General features: G+C 69.3%; 10 protein-coding genes. 2 read left to right on the top strand and 8 right to left on the bottom strand.

Features of this window, described 5'->3' with window-relative positions:
- The 5 genes from NC4_RS26870 to NC4_RS26850 form a co-directional block, all read right to left on the bottom strand.
- A partial coding sequence (locus NC4_RS26870) for a condensation domain-containing protein (RefSeq protein ID WP_157555243.1) occupies positions 1–246 on the bottom strand: 246 nt, incomplete at its 3' end.
- A complete protein-coding gene (locus tag NC4_RS26865) occupies positions 243–5417 on the bottom strand; it encodes a non-ribosomal peptide synthetase (RefSeq protein ID WP_084529817.1) in 5175 nt (1724 codons plus the stop codon). The genes NC4_RS26870 and NC4_RS26865, both read right to left, overlap by 4 nt.
- Positions 5418–5435: 18 nt before the next feature.
- Positions 5436–8882 (bottom strand): SDR family NAD(P)-dependent oxidoreductase, encoded by a 3447-nt coding sequence (locus tag NC4_RS43265; RefSeq protein WP_067543755.1) that lies wholly within the window; start codon positions 8880–8882, stop codon positions 5436–5438.
- A complete protein-coding gene (locus tag NC4_RS26855) occupies positions 8875–10191 on the bottom strand; it encodes a beta-ketoacyl [acyl carrier protein] synthase domain-containing protein (protein WP_067543753.1) in 1317 nt (438 codons plus the stop codon). Before NC4_RS26855 ends, NC4_RS43265 begins: the two co-directional genes overlap by 8 nt.
- On the bottom strand, positions 10188–10961 hold the full coding sequence (locus tag NC4_RS26850; RefSeq protein WP_067543751.1) for a thioesterase II family protein: 774 nt from the start codon (positions 10959–10961) through the stop codon (positions 10188–10190). The genes NC4_RS26855 and NC4_RS26850 overlap by 4 nt, the downstream gene beginning before the upstream one ends.
- A 142-nt stretch (positions 10962–11103) precedes the next feature.
- On the opposite strand from NC4_RS26850, the gene NC4_RS26845 reads away from it, so the two are divergent.
- Complete coding sequence (locus NC4_RS26845; RefSeq protein ID WP_067543749.1) at positions 11104–11775, top strand: GNAT family N-acetyltransferase; 672 nt, start codon at positions 11104–11106, stop codon at positions 11773–11775.
- A gap of 69 nt (positions 11776–11844) precedes the next feature.
- Here the strand turns inward: NC4_RS26845 and NC4_RS26840 are convergent, their stop codons facing one another.
- The 3 genes from NC4_RS26840 to NC4_RS26830 all read right to left on the bottom strand — a co-directional run bounded on the left by NC4_RS26840 (position 11845) and on the right by NC4_RS26830 (position 16764).
- Positions 11845–13128 (bottom strand): SidA/IucD/PvdA family monooxygenase, encoded by a 1284-nt coding sequence (locus NC4_RS26840; protein ID WP_067543747.1) that lies wholly within the window; start codon positions 13126–13128, stop codon positions 11845–11847.
- A gap of 76 nt (positions 13129–13204) precedes the next feature.
- Positions 13205–14941 carry an ABC transporter ATP-binding protein gene (locus NC4_RS26835; protein WP_067543745.1) on the bottom strand — a complete coding sequence of 579 codons (1737 nt, stop codon included), beginning with the start codon at positions 14939–14941 and terminating at the stop codon, positions 13205–13207.
- Positions 14938–16764: an ABC transporter ATP-binding protein gene (locus NC4_RS26830; RefSeq protein WP_067543743.1), complete on the bottom strand. Its 1827-nt coding sequence runs from the start codon at positions 16762–16764 to the stop codon at positions 14938–14940. Before NC4_RS26830 ends, NC4_RS26835 begins: the two co-directional genes overlap by 4 nt.
- A 169-nt stretch (positions 16765–16933) precedes the next feature.
- Between NC4_RS26830 and NC4_RS26825 the strand changes: the two genes are divergently transcribed.
- Positions 16934–17845 (top strand): alpha/beta fold hydrolase, encoded by a 912-nt coding sequence (locus tag NC4_RS26825; protein ID WP_084529816.1) that lies wholly within the window; start codon positions 16934–16936, stop codon positions 17843–17845.
- Positions 17846–17851: the final 6 nt, after the last annotated feature.

Here is a 17851-nt window from a genome sequence, read left to right as displayed (position 1 = left end):
GATCTGCACCGGGCGCGGGACATCGCGGTCCCAGAACGCGGCCTTGAGGTTCGGATGCCGATTCAGCATGGCCTGTCCGCTGCGGCGCAGCAGGTCGGCATCGAGGGGTCCGTCGATATCGACGACGAACTGCATGGTGTACAGGTCGATGCCGTCCCCGGTGAGCCGCGACAGGGAGAACAGTCCCTCCTGGAGCGGGCTCAGCGCGAGGACGTCCTCGATCCGCGGCGGCGTCGCGGCGGTCACGACTGGCCCCACGAGGCGGTGAGGGCGGCCAGGGCGTCGGCGTCGAGGCCGGAGGCGCTCATGGGGGCGGACTCCTCCTGCGGCACCGAATCCGGCTGCGGCGCTGTCGGTTCGGCCGCATCGACGGCGGCGGCAAGTTCGGTGATGGTCATGGTTTCGAAGACCAGTTGCGGGGTCAGCGGCAGGCCGAGCGCATTGGCGCGGGCCGACCACTGGATGGAGATGACGCTGTCGCCGCCGAGGGCGAAGAAGTTGTCCTCGGCCTCGACATCGGTGATCTCCAGCAGTTCCTCGAGGATCTCGATGAGCGCGGCCACGGTTCCGGTGTCGCCCGCCGTCGCGGCGGTGGAGTGCGCGGCGGCGACCGCGACCGGCCGGGCCAACAGCCGTTCCAGGACCGCCTCGGGCAGCACCTCCAGATCGGCGACCGCGCGCTCGGGTGCGGTGGCGTAGCCGTAGAGCGTGGCCGCGAGCGCATCGGCGATATTGCGGACGGTCACCGCGTCGTAGAGATCGGCATTGGCGACCACCCGGATATCCAGTCCGCCATCAGTATTGACATTGATGCTCAGGTTCAGATCGAGGAACGAGACATCGAAGTCGACCGGCAGCACGGTCGCGGTGGCGTTCCCCGCCAGGGCGACCGCGGCCGGGGCCCAGTCCGCGCCGCGGAAGTGCAGCATGGACTGGAACAGCGGATTACGCGAGCGCGAACGCGGCGGGTTGAGCGCCTCCACCAGGCGTTCGATCGGAAGTTCCTGGTGCGCATGGGCATTCAGCACGCTCTCGCGGGCCCGCAGCACGGTGTCGCGCAGCGACGGCGTGCCGGACAGGTCATTGCGCAGCACCGCCATATTCGCGAAGAGACCGACCAGCGGGGTGACGGCCTCGTCCACGCGGCAGGCGACCGGGGTGCCGAGCGCGATATCCGCGCCGCCGCCCAGCTTGTGCAGCAGGGTGGCGACGGCGGCCTCGTAGACCATGAATTCCGTTGCGCCGCACTGCTCCGCGAGCGCGGTCATGCCGAGGCGATGCGCGGCGGGCACCGAGAAGGTCGCCACCTCCCCGCGTTTGCCCAGCACCGGCGGGCGCGGGCGGTCCTGCGCCACATCGATCTGGTCCGGCAGCCCGGCCAGCGCGGTGCGCCAGTGCTCGAGTTGCGCCCGGCCGTACGGGCTGGGCGCGCCGTCGGCGCCAGGCTCGAAGGCCGCGCGCTGCCACAGCGCGTAATCGGGGAACTGGATGTCCAGGGGCGTCCACGCCGGGGCCCGGCCGGTTTCCACGCGGGCCCGGTAGGCGGTCACCAGGTCGCCGAGCAGAATGCCCAGCGAGGCGTGGTCAGCGACAATGTGGTGCACGAGCAGCGACAGCACATGTGTGCGCGGGCCGAGGACCAGCAGCGTCGGGCGCAGCAGCGGTTCGGATTCGACGGTGAAGCGGTAGCCGCCGATCTCGGCGAGTTCGGCATCCAGGCGATCCGCGGCGATCTCGGTAATGGTCAGCGGCACCTCGAGTGTCGGCTGCACCACCTGGTACGGAATGCCGTCGCGCTCGGCGAAACCGGTGCGCAGCGACTCGTGCCGGGCGACGACATCGCCGAGCGCCGCGCGCAGGGCCGCGATATCGAGCGCACCGTCCAGGCGCACCGCAAACGGCAGGTTGCCGACGGCGCTGGAGCCTTCCATCTTGTACTGGAACCACATGGCCAACTGCGAGTACGACAGCGGAAGCTGTTCCAGCCGTTCACGATTCCCGAGCGCCGGTCGTGCGGATCCGGATTCCGGCTGCACCGCTACGGTTTCGGTTTCGGGCTCGTCGGAATCGTCCATGGAGTCCAGGTCGATGCCGAATTCGTTGCGGAACTGCTCCACCAGTACGGCGGCCAGCCCGGCGGCGGTCGGAGTGTCGAAGATGATCCGAACATCCAGTTCCACACCGAATTCGGCGCGAATCTGGGCGACCAGGCGGGCGGCGAGCAGCGAATGCCCGCCCAGCTCGAAGAAGGAGTCGTCCGCCCCAACGACTTCCAGTCCGAACAGCTGCCGGTAGATACCGCACATGCGGCGCTCGGTGGCGGTGGCGGGCTTGCGATGGGTGCGCGCCACCGCGGACTGCGGCGCGGGCAGCGCGCGCTTGTCCAGCTTGCCGTTGACGGTCAGCGGAATCTCGTCGATAACGGCGAAAGCGCTGGGCACCATGTATTCCGGGAGCACCGCGGCGGCATGCTTGCGCACCTGCTCCACCTCCACCGACTGCCCGGCGGCGGGCACCAGGTAGGCCGCGAGGGTGGGCCCGACGGCCGGATCCTCGGCCACGATCACCACGCAGTGCCCGACCGCCGGATGCGCGCCCAGCGCGGATTCGACCTCGCCGAGCTCGATGCGGAAACCGCGCACCTTGACCTGCTCGTCGGCGCGGCCCACGAAGTCCAGTTCGCCGAACTCGTTGCGGCGCACCAGATCCCCGGAGCGGTACAGCCGCTGCCCCGGCGTGAACGGGTCGGCCACGAAGCGCTGCGCGGTCAGCTCGGCGCGGCCCAGATAGCTGCGGGCCAGCTGATCGCCGCCCAGGTAGAGCTCGCCCACCACGCCCGCGGGCACCAGTTGCAGCGCCTCGTCGAGCACATAGGCGTGCACGTTCCGATTCGGCACGCCGATGGGCACGATGCCGGTGCCCTGCGGTCCCTCGACCGGCATATGGGTCGCGCAGACGACCGCCTCGGTGGGCCCGTAGTGATTGCGCAGTTCGGCATCGAAGACGCCCGCGAACTTGTCGGCTACCTCACCGGGCAGCGCCTCACCGCCGACCGGGACGTGACGCAGCGCCCGCCATTCGCTGACCTCGGGCAGCAGCAGGAAGGTGCTCAGCATGGACGGCACCATGTGCAGCACGGTGACGCCCTGGCGGGTGATCAGATCCGCGACATAGCGAATATCCCGGAAGGCGTCGGGCTTGGGCACGACGAGCCGTGCGCCCAGCGCGAGGGTGACGAAGATGTCCAGCAGCGAGGCGTCGAAGCTCACCGAGGACGATTGCAGCAGCCGGTCCTGGGAGGTCATCCCCCATTCGGCGGTGAAGCTCACGACATGATCGGCAATGGCGGCGTGCGCGACCGGGACGCCCTTGGGCTTACCGGTGGAGCCGGAGGTGTAGATGACGTAGGCCAGATTCTCCGGGCGCAGCGGGCGCACGCGGTCGGCATCGGCCGGATTCGCCTGCGGCAGTTCGGCGGCGGCCGATTCCGCGGCGTCCAGTTCCACGCGGCCCATGACCAGGGCGGGGCGGGCGTCCGCGACCAGGTAGTCGATGCGGTCGTCCGGGTAGGCCGGATCGATGGGCAGGTAGGCCGCGCCCGCCTTGAGCACGCCGTAGACCGCGACAATGAACTCCACCGAGGTGCTCATGCGCAGGCCGACAATGTCCTCCGCGCCGATGCCCTCGCGAATCAACCAGTGCGCCAAACGGTTCGCGCGCTGGTTCAGCTCGGCGTAGGTCAGGCGGGCATGGTCGGAGACCAGGGCGAGGGCCTCCGGCGCGGCCGCCACGCTCGCCTCGAACAGCGCGACCATGGTGGTCGGCTCGGCCGGGACGTCCGCGCCGCGCGAGAGTTCGAGAATGGCGGCGCGGTCCTGCGCGCCCAGCATGTCGAGATCGCCGATGCGCTTGTCGGGCATGGTGAGTGCGCTGTCGAGCAGCTGCGCGTAGTGCTCGAGCATGCGCTGCACCAGCGCCTCGCCCAGCACGTCGACCTGGTATTCGGCTTCGAGCACCGCGCCGTGCGCGCTCTCGGTGACCACGGCCAGCGCGAGGGGCACCTGCGCGGTGGGTGCGCCGAGCTCGTCGAGCTGGGCGGAGGTGATGCCGCGCAGGGCGAAGCCGTCGGCGCTCTTGCGCACGCTGAAGCCCAGGCGCACCAGCTGATCCATACCGTCGCGGCCCGCGACGCGCTCCGGATTCACCTCGCGCACCACGCGATCGATGCCGACGGCCTGGTGGGCGAAGGCGTCGAGGCAGGTCTGCTTGGTGGATTCGACCAGACCGGCGAAGGTTTCACCGGCGCGCACGGTGTTGCGCAGCAGCAGGGTGTTGCCGAAGTAGCCGACGAGCTGTTCGGCGGCGGCCGAGCGGCGGTTGGTGACCGGGATGGAGATGAGGAAATCGTCCGCGGCGGTGTAGCGCTCGATGAGGGCGGCGTAACCGGCCAGCAGCACCATGAACGGGGTGGCGGCGTGCTCGCAGGCGAAGGCGTCGACCCGGTCCAGCAGATCCTGCGGCAGCGCCAGGGTGCGGCGAGCGGCGGACTTGGACGGGACGGCGGCGGCCGCGCCCGGTAGCTCCAGCGCCTCGAGCAGCGGGCGCAACGCGGTGCGCCAGAATTCGATATCGGCCGGGTCGTCCTCGGGCGCGTCGAGCACCTCGAGGTCCGCGAACTGTGCGGGGGCGGACGGGATTTCGCCCGTGCCGTTGTAGGCGGCGTTCAGATCGGCGAAGAACACGCCCCAGGCGTCGTCGTCCCAGCAGATGTGGTGTGCCGCCAGCAGCAGCGTGAAATCCTCGGTGCCGGTGCGCACCAGCGTGATTCGCAATGGCAGCTCGGTGGCCAAATCGAAGGAGCGCCCGAATTCGCGGCGCGCCAACACCTCCACCCGGACGCCGCGGCTCTGCTCGGGCAGCGCCGTCAGATCGTGCGACTGCCACGGCACCGTCACGTCATCAGAGAACACCTGGAACGGGTCGCCCTGCTCGTCCACCCCGTAGGTGGTGCGCAGAATGTCGTGCTTGGCGAACACCGCGCCGACCGCGCTCCGCAGGCGCGCCTCGTCCAGCGCGCCCCGGAGCCGGTACGCGACGCAGATGTTCAGCGTCGTGTCCTGCGGATCGCGCGTCTGCAGAAACCACATCCGGCGCTGCCCCGCGGACAGCGGCAGGCGCTCGCCCGCGGCGGTGCGCCGCATTGGCGCGGCGGCCGTCTCCTTGGCGAGCCCGCTTTCGGCCAAGCGGCGGCGCAGCAGCTCCCTGCGGCGATCGAGGGCCGACCCTCCGCCCGAAGTACCGGACTCAGCGGGCGTCCCGAGCACGGCTGGTGTCACAGGTGCGGCAGGCGTCACGGATGCAGCAGACGCCCCGGGTGCGGCGGGCGTGGTGAGCACGGTGGCATCGGTGTCTGACATGGAATCTGGCCCCTTTGCCTAGTTGGTGTTCTCAGCCATGAGCAGCACGACGTCATCGAGTGACGCGCCGCCCAGAATCGCCGCGACCGGCAGATCCCGATCGAGCGCGGACCGGACCCGCTTGCGGAAGTCCAGGGCCTGCAAGGAGTCCAGGCCCAGCGCCACCAGCGGCACGGAACGGTCGATGGTCTCTCCGGCGCCGACCCCCATGACCCGCTCGAGTTCGGCCAGCACCTGCTCCGCGAGCGAGCGGTCGGCGGCGGGCGCGACCGCCGGGGGCATACTCGCGGCGACGGGCGCGGGCATAGCGACGGGCGCCGCATCGACCACGGATTCGACTGCCGCGGCAGAGGTTTCGACCCGCAAGGGCGCAACCCGCTCCGGCCGCTCCGGCACGGCCGCCAGCACGGCCGCCTGCCCGAACACCTCGGCGTTCGCGCGCAGCAATGGCCAATCGGCGGAGATGACCACCGCATCGGTCGGCTGCCAGGTGAGCCCCGCCGCGATAGCGTCAGCCGGATTCATCGGGTACATACCGGTCCCCGAGACCCGCGCGAAACCCGCGGCATCGAGCGGACCGGCGACACTCCACAGCGCCCATTCGATCGACGTGCACGCCAGGCCCTGGGCGCGTGCACGTCGCGCCACGATATCGAGCATGCGGTTGGTGACCGCGTAGAGGATCTGCCCGCGACCGCCGAGCGTCGCGGCCATGGAGGAGCACAACAGGATTCGGCAATCCGGCGTACGCGGCACCGCCGCCAGCACGGCTTCCAGCCCGACCACCTTGGAGGCGGCCGCCGTGGCGACCATTTCCGGAGTGATCTCGGCGATCCCGGCATCCACATAGTTGACCGCCGCGTGGATCAGTACACTCGCGGGCCGATCCGCCTGTTCAGCGGCGAATCGCCGCACCGACTCCGGGTCGCTCACATCGCAGGCGACCGCGACGATCTCGGTCCCGCCGATGGATCGCAGGCGGGCGAGTTCCCCGGCGGGAGCGCCCGCTTCGCCGGATCGGCTGAGCAACGTGACCCGCCCAGCGCCCGTGCGGGCGAAATGCTCAGCGAAGATCCGGCCGAGCTGCCCGGTGCCGCCCACGATCACCACATGATCGAGGTCGGCCGCCGCGCCCGGCTCCGACTCGTCCTCGACGAGCCGCTTCACGAACACCTTGCCACCGCGCAGCGCCAAATCCGGCTCGCCCGCGGTGTGCAGCGCCCCGACAATCCGGCTGGCCTGCTCGGCCCCCGCATCGGCGGCCAGATCCAGGTGCCGGAACAGCACACCCGGGTTCTCCACACCGACACAACGGAATCCGGAACTCACCGCGGCATGGAACAACTGCGGCAGCGGATCGGAGTCCACCACGGACTCACCCCCGACGGTCACCAGCCAGCACTCACCACCCGACCGCAGTCCCCGGACAGCCTCCAGCCACGCCTGCGTAGCGAAGAACCCGGCCAACCCCGGCACCGCACCCGCGCCGTCGGTCTGCGGCAACGGCGGCAGCAGAATCACCACCGTGTCGTACGCCCCGCCAGCGTCCGAACCCGGCGCGGCAGCACCCGACCCGGCAACGGCCGAACCAGCCGCGGAGGCCAACCCAGCAGCGGCAGCCGAACCAGAATCAGCAGCTATCCCGGATGCGGCAGCCGAGTGACGCCCAGCACCACCGTTGCCCGGCGCGGCACTCGATCGGGTGGCAACGGCCGCCCCCGGACGCGAGTCGGCGGAACCGGCGGCAGCCGCACCAGGAGCACCCTCGGCCGGACCGGAATGGTCGGCCGCTGCACCGGAAACGCTTGCGGCCGGGTTGGCAACGGCGACGGATGCGGTGAGGTCGGTGGAGTCGAGGATCGTGGCGGTTGCACCGTATCGGTCGGCGGCTTTGATCAGAGCGGCGGCCATATCTGCGCAGCGGCCGGTCGGGTCTACCACGGCGAGTGTGCGCAAGGCGGTCAGGGAGCGGCGGTCCCACTGGACCCAGCTCTCCACCAGACGCTGGGGGGGCGGAATCGGCGGCGCGGCCGGGCGGATCTTGTCCTCGGCGTATCCGGCTGCGGCCCAGAGCTTTCTGGGGTTCATGACCGTGTGCGGGAAGTCGCGCGGAGGGAGGGAGACCGACGTTTCGGTGCGGAGGGCATTCCAGTCGTAGCCGAGGTCCGCAACGGCGATGGTGGCCAGGTTGCGGGTGAATTCGCGGAGGGTGTCGGCGGTGCGGAGGGAGGTGCCCAGGACGCGGAAGTCGCGGGGGCCGCGGGCCGGGTCTCGGGGGACGAGGTTCAGGTTTTCCTGGAGGGCCAGTTGGAGGACCGGGTGTTCGACTACCTCGATGAGGGTGTCTATGCCTGCGGTGGCGGCGGAGACTACGGCGCGGTCGAAGCGGACGCGGTTGCGGAGGTTCCAGTACCAGTACTGTTCCTGGGCCAGGTCGGGGGTGATGGCTTCGCCGAGAGCCGCTCCGTAGGAGGGGATTTCGGTGGGGTGGAAGGTGGGGCTGCTCATTTCGCCGCCCAGGAAGCCTTCGAAGTCGGCGCGGACTTCGGCGACGATGGAGGTGTGGGCGGGGTAGGCGACGCCGATCTCGCGGGCGAACTGGCCGCGTTCGGTGGCGGTGGCGACCATGTCCTTGATGGTCTGGCGGTCACCGGAGATGGCCATGATGCTCGGGGAGTTCACCACCGAGAGTTCGGCCCAGCCGGAGTGGCGGGCCAGCAGGTCCTCGCAGTCCTCGCGGCTCATGGCGAGCACGGCCATGGAGTAGCCGAGCGGGGACAGGCGCTCGACCAGGCGGGCGCGGTGGGTGACCACCAGGACGGAGTCGCGCAGCGACATGACCTCGGAGGTGGCGCAGGCGGCGAGTTCACCCTGGCTGTGGCCGATGGTGGCGGCGGGGCGCACACCGGTGGCCTGCCACATGGCGGCCAGGCCGGACATGTGGAACATCAAGGCGGGCTGGACTTCCCACACCTCGTCCTGGAACTTGCCGTCATTGCCGAGCAGATAGTGCAGCGGCTGATCGTGGCCGAACCGCTCGGTGTGAATGGCCGAGCATTCGTCGACGCGGGCGCGGTAGGCCGGGGACAGCGCGTAGTAGAGCTTGCCCATACCGGGGCGCTGACTGCCCTGACCGGGGAAGACGAAGCCGATCTTGCGCGCGGTGGCGGGCTCGTCACCGGAGACCACGGCCGGATGCGGCCGATCGGCGGCAAGGGCGCGCAGCGCGTCCAGCAGTTCCTCGCGCTCGGCGACCGGCTCGCCACGCTCGGCGATCATGATCAGGGCGCGGTAGCGGCGGGCGATCCGGGTGCGGAAGAGCATGTCCGACACCCGATCCGGGGTCACGGCCGGGTGGGTTTCCAGGTAGGTCAGGATGGCGACGGCCTCGCCGCGCAGCCCGGCCGCGGTATCGGAGGACAGCAGGACGGGAATGCTGCCATCGGGCAGGCGGTGGCTACACATCGCTTTCCTCCAGAACCGGCAGGCCGAGAACGGCATGCGCATTGGTGCCCGCGACGCCGAAGGAGGAGACGGCGGCATAGCGCACCCCGTCCACGGCCTCCCACGGTTCGAGCTTCGCGGCCAGGCGCAGACTGGTGGCATCCCAATCGATTTCGGCGGTCGGCTGGTCGGCGTACAGGCTCGGCGCGATCTGGCCGTGCACGCCGCACAACAGCACCTTGATCAGCCCGAGCATCCCCGAGGCCGCCTGGGCGTGGCCGACATTGGATTTCACAGAACCCAGTCGCGGACCCAATTCCCGTTCACCGCCATAGGTTTTCGCCAGCGCCACCAGTTCGAGCGGATCGCCCACCGGCGTGCCGGTGCCGTGCCCCTCGATCAAGCCCACCAGTTCGGGCGCGATCCCGGCCGCCGCGAGGGTGTCGCGAATCAGCCGTTCCTGCGCCGCCGCACTCGGCACCGCGAGCGGCGCGCCCTTGCCATTGTGGTTGACCCGCGAGCCGAGCAGCCGCCCGTAGATGCGATGCCCCAGCTCCCGCGCCCGCGACTCGCGTTCCAGCACAACGATGCCCGCGCCCTCACCCCAGAGCGTTCCGGTGGCGTCGGCGGCATAGGAGCGGCAGTGCCCGTCCGCGGCCAGGGCATTGTTCTTGGAGAATTCGTAGAACGCGCCGGGCGAGCCCATGACGCACACGCCACCGGCCAGCGCCCACTCGCATTCCCCGGCACGCAGCGCGGCGGCCGCCTGATGCACGGCGGTCAGCGAGGACGCGCACGCGGTGTCGACGCTGATGGACGGCCCGATCAGCCCGAGCCCGTGCGAGATCCGCCCGGCCACCGCCCCCAGCGCGGAACCGGTCACGCGATACCCGTTGTACTCGTTGACCGCGGCCGCGGCGGGCCCGTACTCCATGAGCGAGACGCCCATCCAGCATCCGGCCGACTCGCCGTCCACCGCACCGGGATTGATGCCCGCGTGCTCGAGCGCCCGCCACGCCACCCGCATGCCGACCCGCTGCTGCGGATCCATGGCCACCGCCTCGCGCGGGGTGATGCCGAAGAACATCGGATCGAATTCGGTTGCACCGGTGAGGAATCCACCGGCATCCCGCACCGGGCTCCAGCCCTCCCGCCGATCCAGCGCGAAGATTTCCGCGAGCGGCCATTCCCGGTCGCGCGGGAAAGGTCCGATCAATTCCCGGGATTCGGCCAGCGCCGCCCAGAATTCGGGCAGTGTTTCCACGCCTCCGGGTGCTTCGACGCCCATTCCGACGATCACGATCGGATCGTCGGCGGATAACGCGGTCATGCGAAAGTGCTCACTTCTTTTGTACCGGGCACGGCGGAAACCAGGAGCTCGGCAATTCCGGCGACATGGTCGTTGAGGTAGAAATGCCCGCCGTCGAACAACGTCACCTGAATGCCCGCGCGGGTGTGCGGCTCCCAGGCGTAGAGCGCACGCGGCGCGACGAATTCGTCGTCCTGGCCGCCGAGCACGAGAATCGGTGCGGCCACGGCGCTGTCGGCCGCGCACGAGTAGGCGTCGAAGGCCCGGTAGTCGGCCTTCATGACCGGCAGCGCCATGCGCAGCACATCCCGGCTGGCCAGCACGTCCGCGCCGGTGCCATTGAGCGCGCCCATGTGGTCGAGCAGCGCTTCGTCCTCCTGCGGATGCGGCGGCAGGTCGGCGATGAGCGCGGGCGCCGCGGCCGCGGAGGCGGCCAGCAGGCGCACCGGAATCCCGGCGGCCTCGGCCAGCCGGGTGAATTCGAAGGCGATGACGGCGCCCATGCTGTGCCCGAAAATCGTGATGGGAGCGCCGGTGTGATGCGGCGATTCCAGGAATGCGGCGAAGGCGCCCGCGGCGATCTCCGGCAGCGTTTCCGCGGCGGCCTCGCGCGCGCGATCTTGACGACCCGGGTATTGGAACACCACGGCGTCGAAATGCTCACCGAGGGTCTTGGTGAAAACCCGATAGGCGGAGGCGCCCGCACCCGCGTGCGGGAAAATCAGGAGCGGTGGGCAATTGTCGGAACGCGGGGCCTGAAACTGCCTGATCCAACCGAGTTCCCTTGCCATTTCCTGATCCCTCCTACACACCGCCGAACGCGCGCGGCATCGGTTTCACCTTGGTCCCCCCTCGATGTTTCGGCTCACCGTAGCACCACCGATTTAGTATAGGCTAGCCTTACAAACCTGGGTGATCAAGCTAACGACCCGAATGGAGTCTCCATCGATGAACCGGACGCCCTACGTCCTCGCGCGTGAACTGACGGATATCCCCGACGAGGTCCGCGCGGCGCCCGCACCGGTGGTTCCCGTTTTCGCAGAACCGTTCTCGTTACGCCTGGTGGACGTGGATTCCGAGGATCCGGCGACCATTACCGAGTGGATGCGCCGCCCGCATCTGCTGGAGACCTGGGAGCAGGACTGGACCGTCGAGCGCCGCCACGCGGACTGCTCGGCGCAGCTGGCCGGAACCTTCTCCCGCCCTTGCCTGCTCGGCTACGACTTCGCCGCGCTCGGTGCGCCGGAACTGGGCCGCCGAGATGTCGCCTATGTGGAGTTGTACCGTCCCGCCAAGGACGAGATCGCGAAGTTGTACGAGGCCGATCCGCGCGATATGGGCCTGCACATCGCGACCGCCGAGACCAGACTGCTGGGCCGGGGCGTGATGTCGGCGTGGATGCGACTGCTGGTGGACCGGATCTTCGAGACCGAGCCCGAATGTCGCCGCGTCATGTGCGAACCCGACTACCGCAACACCCCGATGCGCAAGGCCCTCGAGAAGAACGGCTGGCAGCACCTGGGCGACTTCGACATTCGCCCGGATCGGCGGATCTCGCTCTACACCTTGCCCCGCGCGGCCGCGGATCTGCCGGTGCTGCGGTAACGCTCACCGAAACCACGACACGGCCGCGAGGATTTCCTCGCGGCCGTCACCGTTTCCGGCGCTGCGGCGTCAGCGCTCCACGGCGGCCCGCTCGCGCGCACCCGCCTTCCGATGCGCCCGGTCCGAGCGCAGCACCCGGTCCGAAAGTTCGCCCAGGCAGCTGAGATTCGGGAAGCCCGGCCCCTGCGACAGCGCCGCCATATTCGGCAGGTACAGCTTGGCGGCCAGACCCGACAGCGCCAGGTCGTAGCCGATGGCGTTCTCGATGCGGTCCTGGGTGAGCGGCCCGCCGACGGCCAACTCCAGCAGATCGGTTGCGCCCGAATCGAACAGCTCGAGGAACCACAGCGGCTGCCCGCCCGTGGCATCCACCACCAGATCGAACGAGTGCACCTGATCCGCGCGCATGTCATTGCGCAGCGTCAGGGCGACCCGATCGTCCTGATCGGCGATATTCACCACGCGCCCCTGCAGGTGGTGAACCCGGTTGTCGCCCAGCAGGCTCTCCTGCACGCGCACCGAGAACACCCCGCGATCGGTGCGCCGGATGACATCGCGGCGCTCCTCCATACCGAGTGCGCTCCACTTGGTGGGATCACTGTAGAGAGAGTTCTCGAAATAGCTTTCGCCCCGGGTATACAGCGTGGCCTTCGGGGAGATCACCGAGATGGTGAGCATCTCGTGGCGGATCAGCTCGTCCAGCGCCGATCCGGCGGTCTCGCCGCCGCCGACCACCGCGGCCCGCGAGGACGGCGGCAGCGCCCGCCGCCCCGCCAGATCCCAGAACTCGGAAATGCTGAGCACCTTGGGATGTGCGGTCAGCGCCCGATCACTGCGCCCCGGCCCGGTGATCATGACGGCATCGCAGTCGATCTCACTGACCCCGCCGTCGGCATCGGCGACCTGCACCAGCCACCCGTCGGCCGCCGCGGAGATGCCCCGCACCCGCCCGAGCACCAGCTCCAGATCGATCTTGCGAGCCACCCACTGCAAATACTTGGCCCACACGTGATGCTGCGGGCTGGGCCGTCCCCGATCGATCCATTCCGCATAGATCCCGTGCTCGACCAGGAAGGCCGACCAGCTGAACCCCCGCATGGCCTCGTCGATCTCGCGATTGTGCCCCCGCGCCCAGGTGGAGTGATACGGGAACCCGACATCCTTCTCCGGGCTGGTGCCGAGCCGATGCTGCCCGTCGGTCCAGCCGCCGCTGGGCAGCCAGTTACCGCCCACCGCATGCGCTTCGACCACGATCACCCGGGGCGCAGACAGCCCGAGTGTCCGCAGCACATGCGATTTGGCCGCTACCGCCAGGGCTTTCGGCCCCGCGCCGACCACCAGAAGTGTCTCCACCGCTTCTCCTGCCTCATCTCGGACGCGCAAACCCCGCCCCCGAAGTTTACATAGGCTTACCTTAGTAAACCGGGGTTCAGGCCGAGGCTGCCTCGAGGCACCAGCCGGAGGCCCGGGTGCGCTCGTGCCAGAAGTCGGCGTAGCGGCCGTCGAGGGCGACCAGCTCCGCATGGGTGCCGCGTTCGATGATCCGTCCCGCCTCCATGAAGAGGATCTGGTCGGCATGGGCGATGGTGGCCAGCCGATGCGCCACCACGATGACCGTCTTGTCGCGAGTCAGTTCGTGGATCCCGCGGACCACCACGGCCTCGTTCTGCGCATCGAGGGCGCTGGTGGCCTCGTCCAGCAGGACCACCGGCGCGGCCTTGAGGAGAGCGCGAGCGATCGAGACGCGTTGGCGCTCACCGCCGGACAGGGCGGTGCCGCCCTCGCCGACGGTGGCGTCCCAGCCATCGGGGAGCCGCTCGGCGATCTCGTCCACGCGGGCGACCGCGGCGGCGGCGCGGACCTCGGCGTCGGTGGCGTCGGGGCGGCCCGCCCGAATGTTCTCCAGGACCGAGCGATTGAACAGGTAGACGTTCTGGAAGACCAGGGAGAGCTGACCCAGCAGGGTTTCGGTGGGCTGGTCGCGCACATCGTGGCCGGAGACCGAGACGGTGCCCGAATCGGTGTCGTGGAAGCGGGCGGCCAGGCGCAGAACCGTGGATTTGCCCGCACCGCTGGGGCCGACAATGGCGGTGGTGGTGCCCGCGGGGACGGTGAAGGTCAGGTCGGAGAGCACCGTTTCGCCGTCGCGGTAACCGAAACTCACCTGGTCGAAGCTGATTTCGGGAGCGCCGGGGGTGACCGGCGTATCCGATTGCGGCAGTGCGGGTTCGGCCAGCAGGGTGGTGACCCGGTCGGCCGCCGCGGCGGCCGAGCGCAGCGCCGTGCCCAGTTGTGCGGCCTGGTTGAGGGGTTCGATGAAGCGGGCGCTGACCGCGATCAGGGCAATGGCTGCGGCGGCGGAAATCGCGCCGCCGGTGACACGGCCCACCACCAGGTACACCAGCACCAGGAAAACGGCCTGCACGACCAGGGAGAACACGATCAGGCCGGGGACACTGGCGACCAGCATGCCGGAGGCCGCCTTGCGCTGCCGTGCGAGGGCCGCGTCGAGCGCCTTGTTGCCCTTGCCGATCGCGCCGAAGGAACGCAGCACCGGTTGCGCCTGAGCGAATTCCAGCACCCGCGCATTGGCCTCGGAGGCGGCCTCGTGCATGCGCTCGTCGGCGGCCGTATAGGAGCGGTTGGCCCACAGGTTCACCGCGAACAGCAGCGGCGCGGCCACCAGCATGGCGAGCGAGATGCGCCAGTCCACCAGCAGCATGCCGAGGGCGACGCCGAGCGGAACCAGCACGCCGGTCAGGATTTTCGCGATCAGATAGGCGATCAGGCCCTGCACCTCGCGCACGTTCTCGACCACCACGCGCGAGAGCGCGCCCGCGTTCTGCCGGTCGAACCAGCCCAGCGGCACCGCGTTCAGGTGATCGCCGAGCCGGGTCTGCAGACCGTGCTGCATGCCGACGCCGATGCGCAGACCGATGACCGACTGCGCGTAGCTGAGCGCCACCACACCGGCCACGGCCAGCGCCAGCCACAGCGTCCACCACCAGGCCCGGCCGAGATCGTCGTCGAACAGCGCCTCGAGCACCGGCACCAGCAGTACGTAGGCGGCGGCCTGGCACAGGGTCTGGGCAATGATGGCGAGGAACAATCGCGGTGTCAGATGGGCGTATTCGCGCGGCACCAGCGCGAGCACCTTGCGGATCATCGGATTGCCTCCCCGGCCCGCTCGTCCGCGAGGACCTCGAGCGCCGCCTCATTGATTTCCCACAACCGCTGGTAGACGCCGCCCGCGATGGACAGGCTCGCATGGTCGCCCTGTTCGACCAGGGTTCCGTTCTCCAGCACCAGGATTCGGTCCACACCGGTAATGGTGTGCAGCCGGTGCGCGATCACCAGCACGGTGCGCCCGGCGACCAGCACCGCGAGCGCGTCCTGCACGGCCGCCTCGGATTCGGGATCGGCGAAGGCGGTGGCCTCGTCGAGCACCAGCACCGGGGTATCGGCCAGCAGGGCGCGGGCGATCGAAAGCCGCTGCGCCTCACCGCCGGACAGGGTGGCGTCGACGCCGATCTCGGAGTCGTAGCCGCGTGGCAGCGCCAGAATGCGGTCGTGGATGCGCGCGGCGCGGGCGGCGCGCTCGAGGGCAGCGTCGTCGGCGTCGGCGCGGGCCAGTCGCAGATTGTCGCGGATCGTGCCGCGAATCAGCCGCACGTCCTGGAATACGAATCCGACGGTGCGATACAGCTCTTCGGTGGCGATATCGCGGACATCGCGGCCGCCGATGGTGATGCGGCCGGATTCGACATCGTAGAAGCGGGGCAGCAGCTTGGCGAGGGTGGACTTGCCCGAACCGCTCGGCCCGACCAGGGCGGTAATGGTGCCGGGCGCCAACTCCAGGTCGATACCGCGCAGCACCTGATGATCGGCGCGGTACCCGAAGGTCACGTCCTCGAACCGCACCGTCCCGGCGGGCACATCGGCCGCGGTAGGCACGGAATCCGCCGCACCGGAACGCAATTCCGGCGTCTGCATGAGTTCGTGCAGGCGCAGCGCGGCATCACCGGCGGTCCGCAGCGCCTGCGCGCCGTAGCCCAACCCGAGCAGCGAGCTGCCCAGACCGAGCCCGACCAGCAGGAACGGCAGCACATCCAGCGGCTCGATCCAGCCCGCCCCGACGCCGCCCAGCCCGGCCGCGACCACCAGCAGCATGACGAAGACCGGCGCGACCACCGATTCGGAGATCGACTGCACGGTCATGACCGGCATCTTCAACCGCCGCACGCTCTCGGTCTGATGCTCCACCGCATCCTGGAACACGGTGTGCGCCTTCCCGGCTCGACCGAAGGCGCGCACCACCTGAATGCCCTCCACGAATTCGACCGTCGCCTCCCGGGTGCGCAGCTCGGCCGCGTTGTAGGCGACGATCCGCTCCCGGCCGGGTTCGTCGAGCATCTTCTTCATGCACAGCGCGTACACGATGAGCGGCACCAGCAGCACCAGCGTGAGCCGCCAGTCCACGGTCGCCAGATAGATCAGCGTCACCAGCGGCACGGTCACCGAGCCGACGAAGTCCAGCCGCGCGTGCGCCACCAGATAGTGCAGCGCCTCCACATCGTCCTGGAGATACTTCTTGACCTCGGAGGAGGTGCGCTCGCCGAACCAGCCCAGCGGCACCCGGGTCAGCTTGTCGGCCAGCAGCCGCCGCAGCGTGAGCTGATAGCCGCCGTCCACGGCATGCGACCAGGTCAGCGCGACCGCCTGCAACAGCGCCCGCGCGACCAGCACGAGGACCGCGATGAGCAGCAGCCGCCACACGCGGTCGGTATCGACCGCATCGGCCAGCAGTTCCCGGCAGGCCGAGACGATCAGCAGGAAGGGCGCCACCGCGCAGACGGAGGCGACGGCCACAATGAGGCTCGCCAGCTGCAGCGTCCCGGCGACCGGGGCCAGGATCTCCTTGCGAGCCTGGGCCTCCCGCTGTTTGCGGGCTTTCGCGGCCGCCTTGTCTGGTTCGGCGTCCACCGTCATATCTGTACCTCTCGATACCGGAATCGATCAGAAGATAGGTTAGGCTAACTTGTTCGAAAATTGGGATTCGCCGCCGCGATGAATTTCGCGAACGGCGCTCGTCTCTACCGGTGAACCAGCGAGGACCGCGGCCTCGCACCAGCATTCACCAGCCGAAACGAGCCCCATCATGATCAAGAAGTCCTTGGCCGCAGTCGCCGCTCTCACCATGTCCGCCACCTCCCTGCTCACCGCCTGCGGCGCCGAATCCACCGAAACCCCGTCACCCGCGGCCACCACTCAGGTCGGCCAGCGCGCCACCGTCAACGGCCTGGACATGTACTACGAGGTGCACGGCGAGCGCACCGACAAGCCCCCGGTGGTGCTGCTGCACGGCGCGCTCTCCGGCATCCAGACCGATTTCGGCGAGCTCATCCCGACGCTGTCGCAGACCCGGCAGGTCATTGCCGTCGAACAGCAGGCGCACGGCCACACCGCCGATATCGATCGCCCGCTGCGCACCAACACCATGGCCGACGACACCGCCGCGCTGCTCCGGCAGATCGGCGTCGAGAAGGCCGATATCTTCGGCTACAGCATGGGCGCGGGCGTCGCCCTCGATATGGGCGTGCGCTACCCGAACCTGGTGAACAAGCTGGTACTGCTGTCGGTCGGCCTGTCCGCGGCCGGTCTGCATCCGGGCACCCTGGAGGGCATTCAGATGTTGCAGCCGGAAATGCTGCACGGCAGCCCGTTCCACACCGACTACCTCGCCAATGCGCCACGGCCGCAGGACTTCCCGACCCTGGTCGCCAAGATCAAGGATATGGACGCCAATGTGCCGACCTTCTCCGAGGAATCGGTGCGCGCCATGAAATCCCCGGTGCTGAGCATTATCGGCGACTCCGACATCGTGACCCCCGAGCACGCGGTCGCCATCTTCCGCCTGCTGGGCGGCGGCGTCATGGGCGATACCCCGGCCGGGCTGCCGAACTCGCAGCTGGCCATCATTCCGGGCGCCTCGCACGTCACGGTGGTGCACCGCCCGGAACTGCTCGGCGATATGGTCCCGGCCTTCCTGGACAAAGAGGTCAAGCAGTAACCGTCT

The organism is Nocardia crassostreae (assembly GCF_001613405.1).
GTDB classification, from domain to species: domain Bacteria; phylum Actinomycetota; class Actinomycetes; order Mycobacteriales; family Mycobacteriaceae; genus Nocardia; species Nocardia crassostreae.
Note: the sequence above shows the minus strand (reverse complement) of the source record. Positions and strands in the feature narration are given on the sequence as shown.

Bases quoted from the DNA above. Each gene is read 5' to 3' on its own strand.
- NC4_RS26865 (WP_084529817.1), bottom strand. From the start codon at position 5,417: ATGTCAGACACCGATGCCACCGTGCTCACCACGCCCGCCGCACCCGGG.
- NC4_RS43265 (WP_067543755.1), bottom strand. From the start codon at position 8,882: ATGTGTAGCCACCGCCTGCCCGATGGCAGCATTCCCGTCCTGCTGTCC.
- NC4_RS26855 (WP_067543753.1), bottom strand. From the start codon at position 10,191: ATGACCGCGTTATCCGCCGACGATCCGATCGTGATCGTCGGAATGGGC.
- NC4_RS26850 (WP_067543751.1), bottom strand. From the start codon at position 10,961: ATGGCAAGGGAACTCGGTTGGATCAGGCAGTTTCAGGCCCCGCGTTCC.
- NC4_RS26845 (WP_067543749.1), top strand. From the start codon at position 11,104: ATGGAGTCTCCATCGATGAACCGGACGCCCTACGTCCTCGCGCGTGAA.
- NC4_RS26835 (WP_067543745.1), bottom strand. From the start codon at position 14,941: ATGATCCGCAAGGTGCTCGCGCTGGTGCCGCGCGAATACGCCCATCTG.
- NC4_RS26830 (WP_067543743.1), bottom strand. From the start codon at position 16,764: ATGACGGTGGACGCCGAACCAGACAAGGCGGCCGCGAAAGCCCGCAAA.
- NC4_RS26825 (WP_084529816.1), top strand. From the start codon at position 16,934: ATGATCAAGAAGTCCTTGGCCGCAGTCGCCGCTCTCACCATGTCCGCC.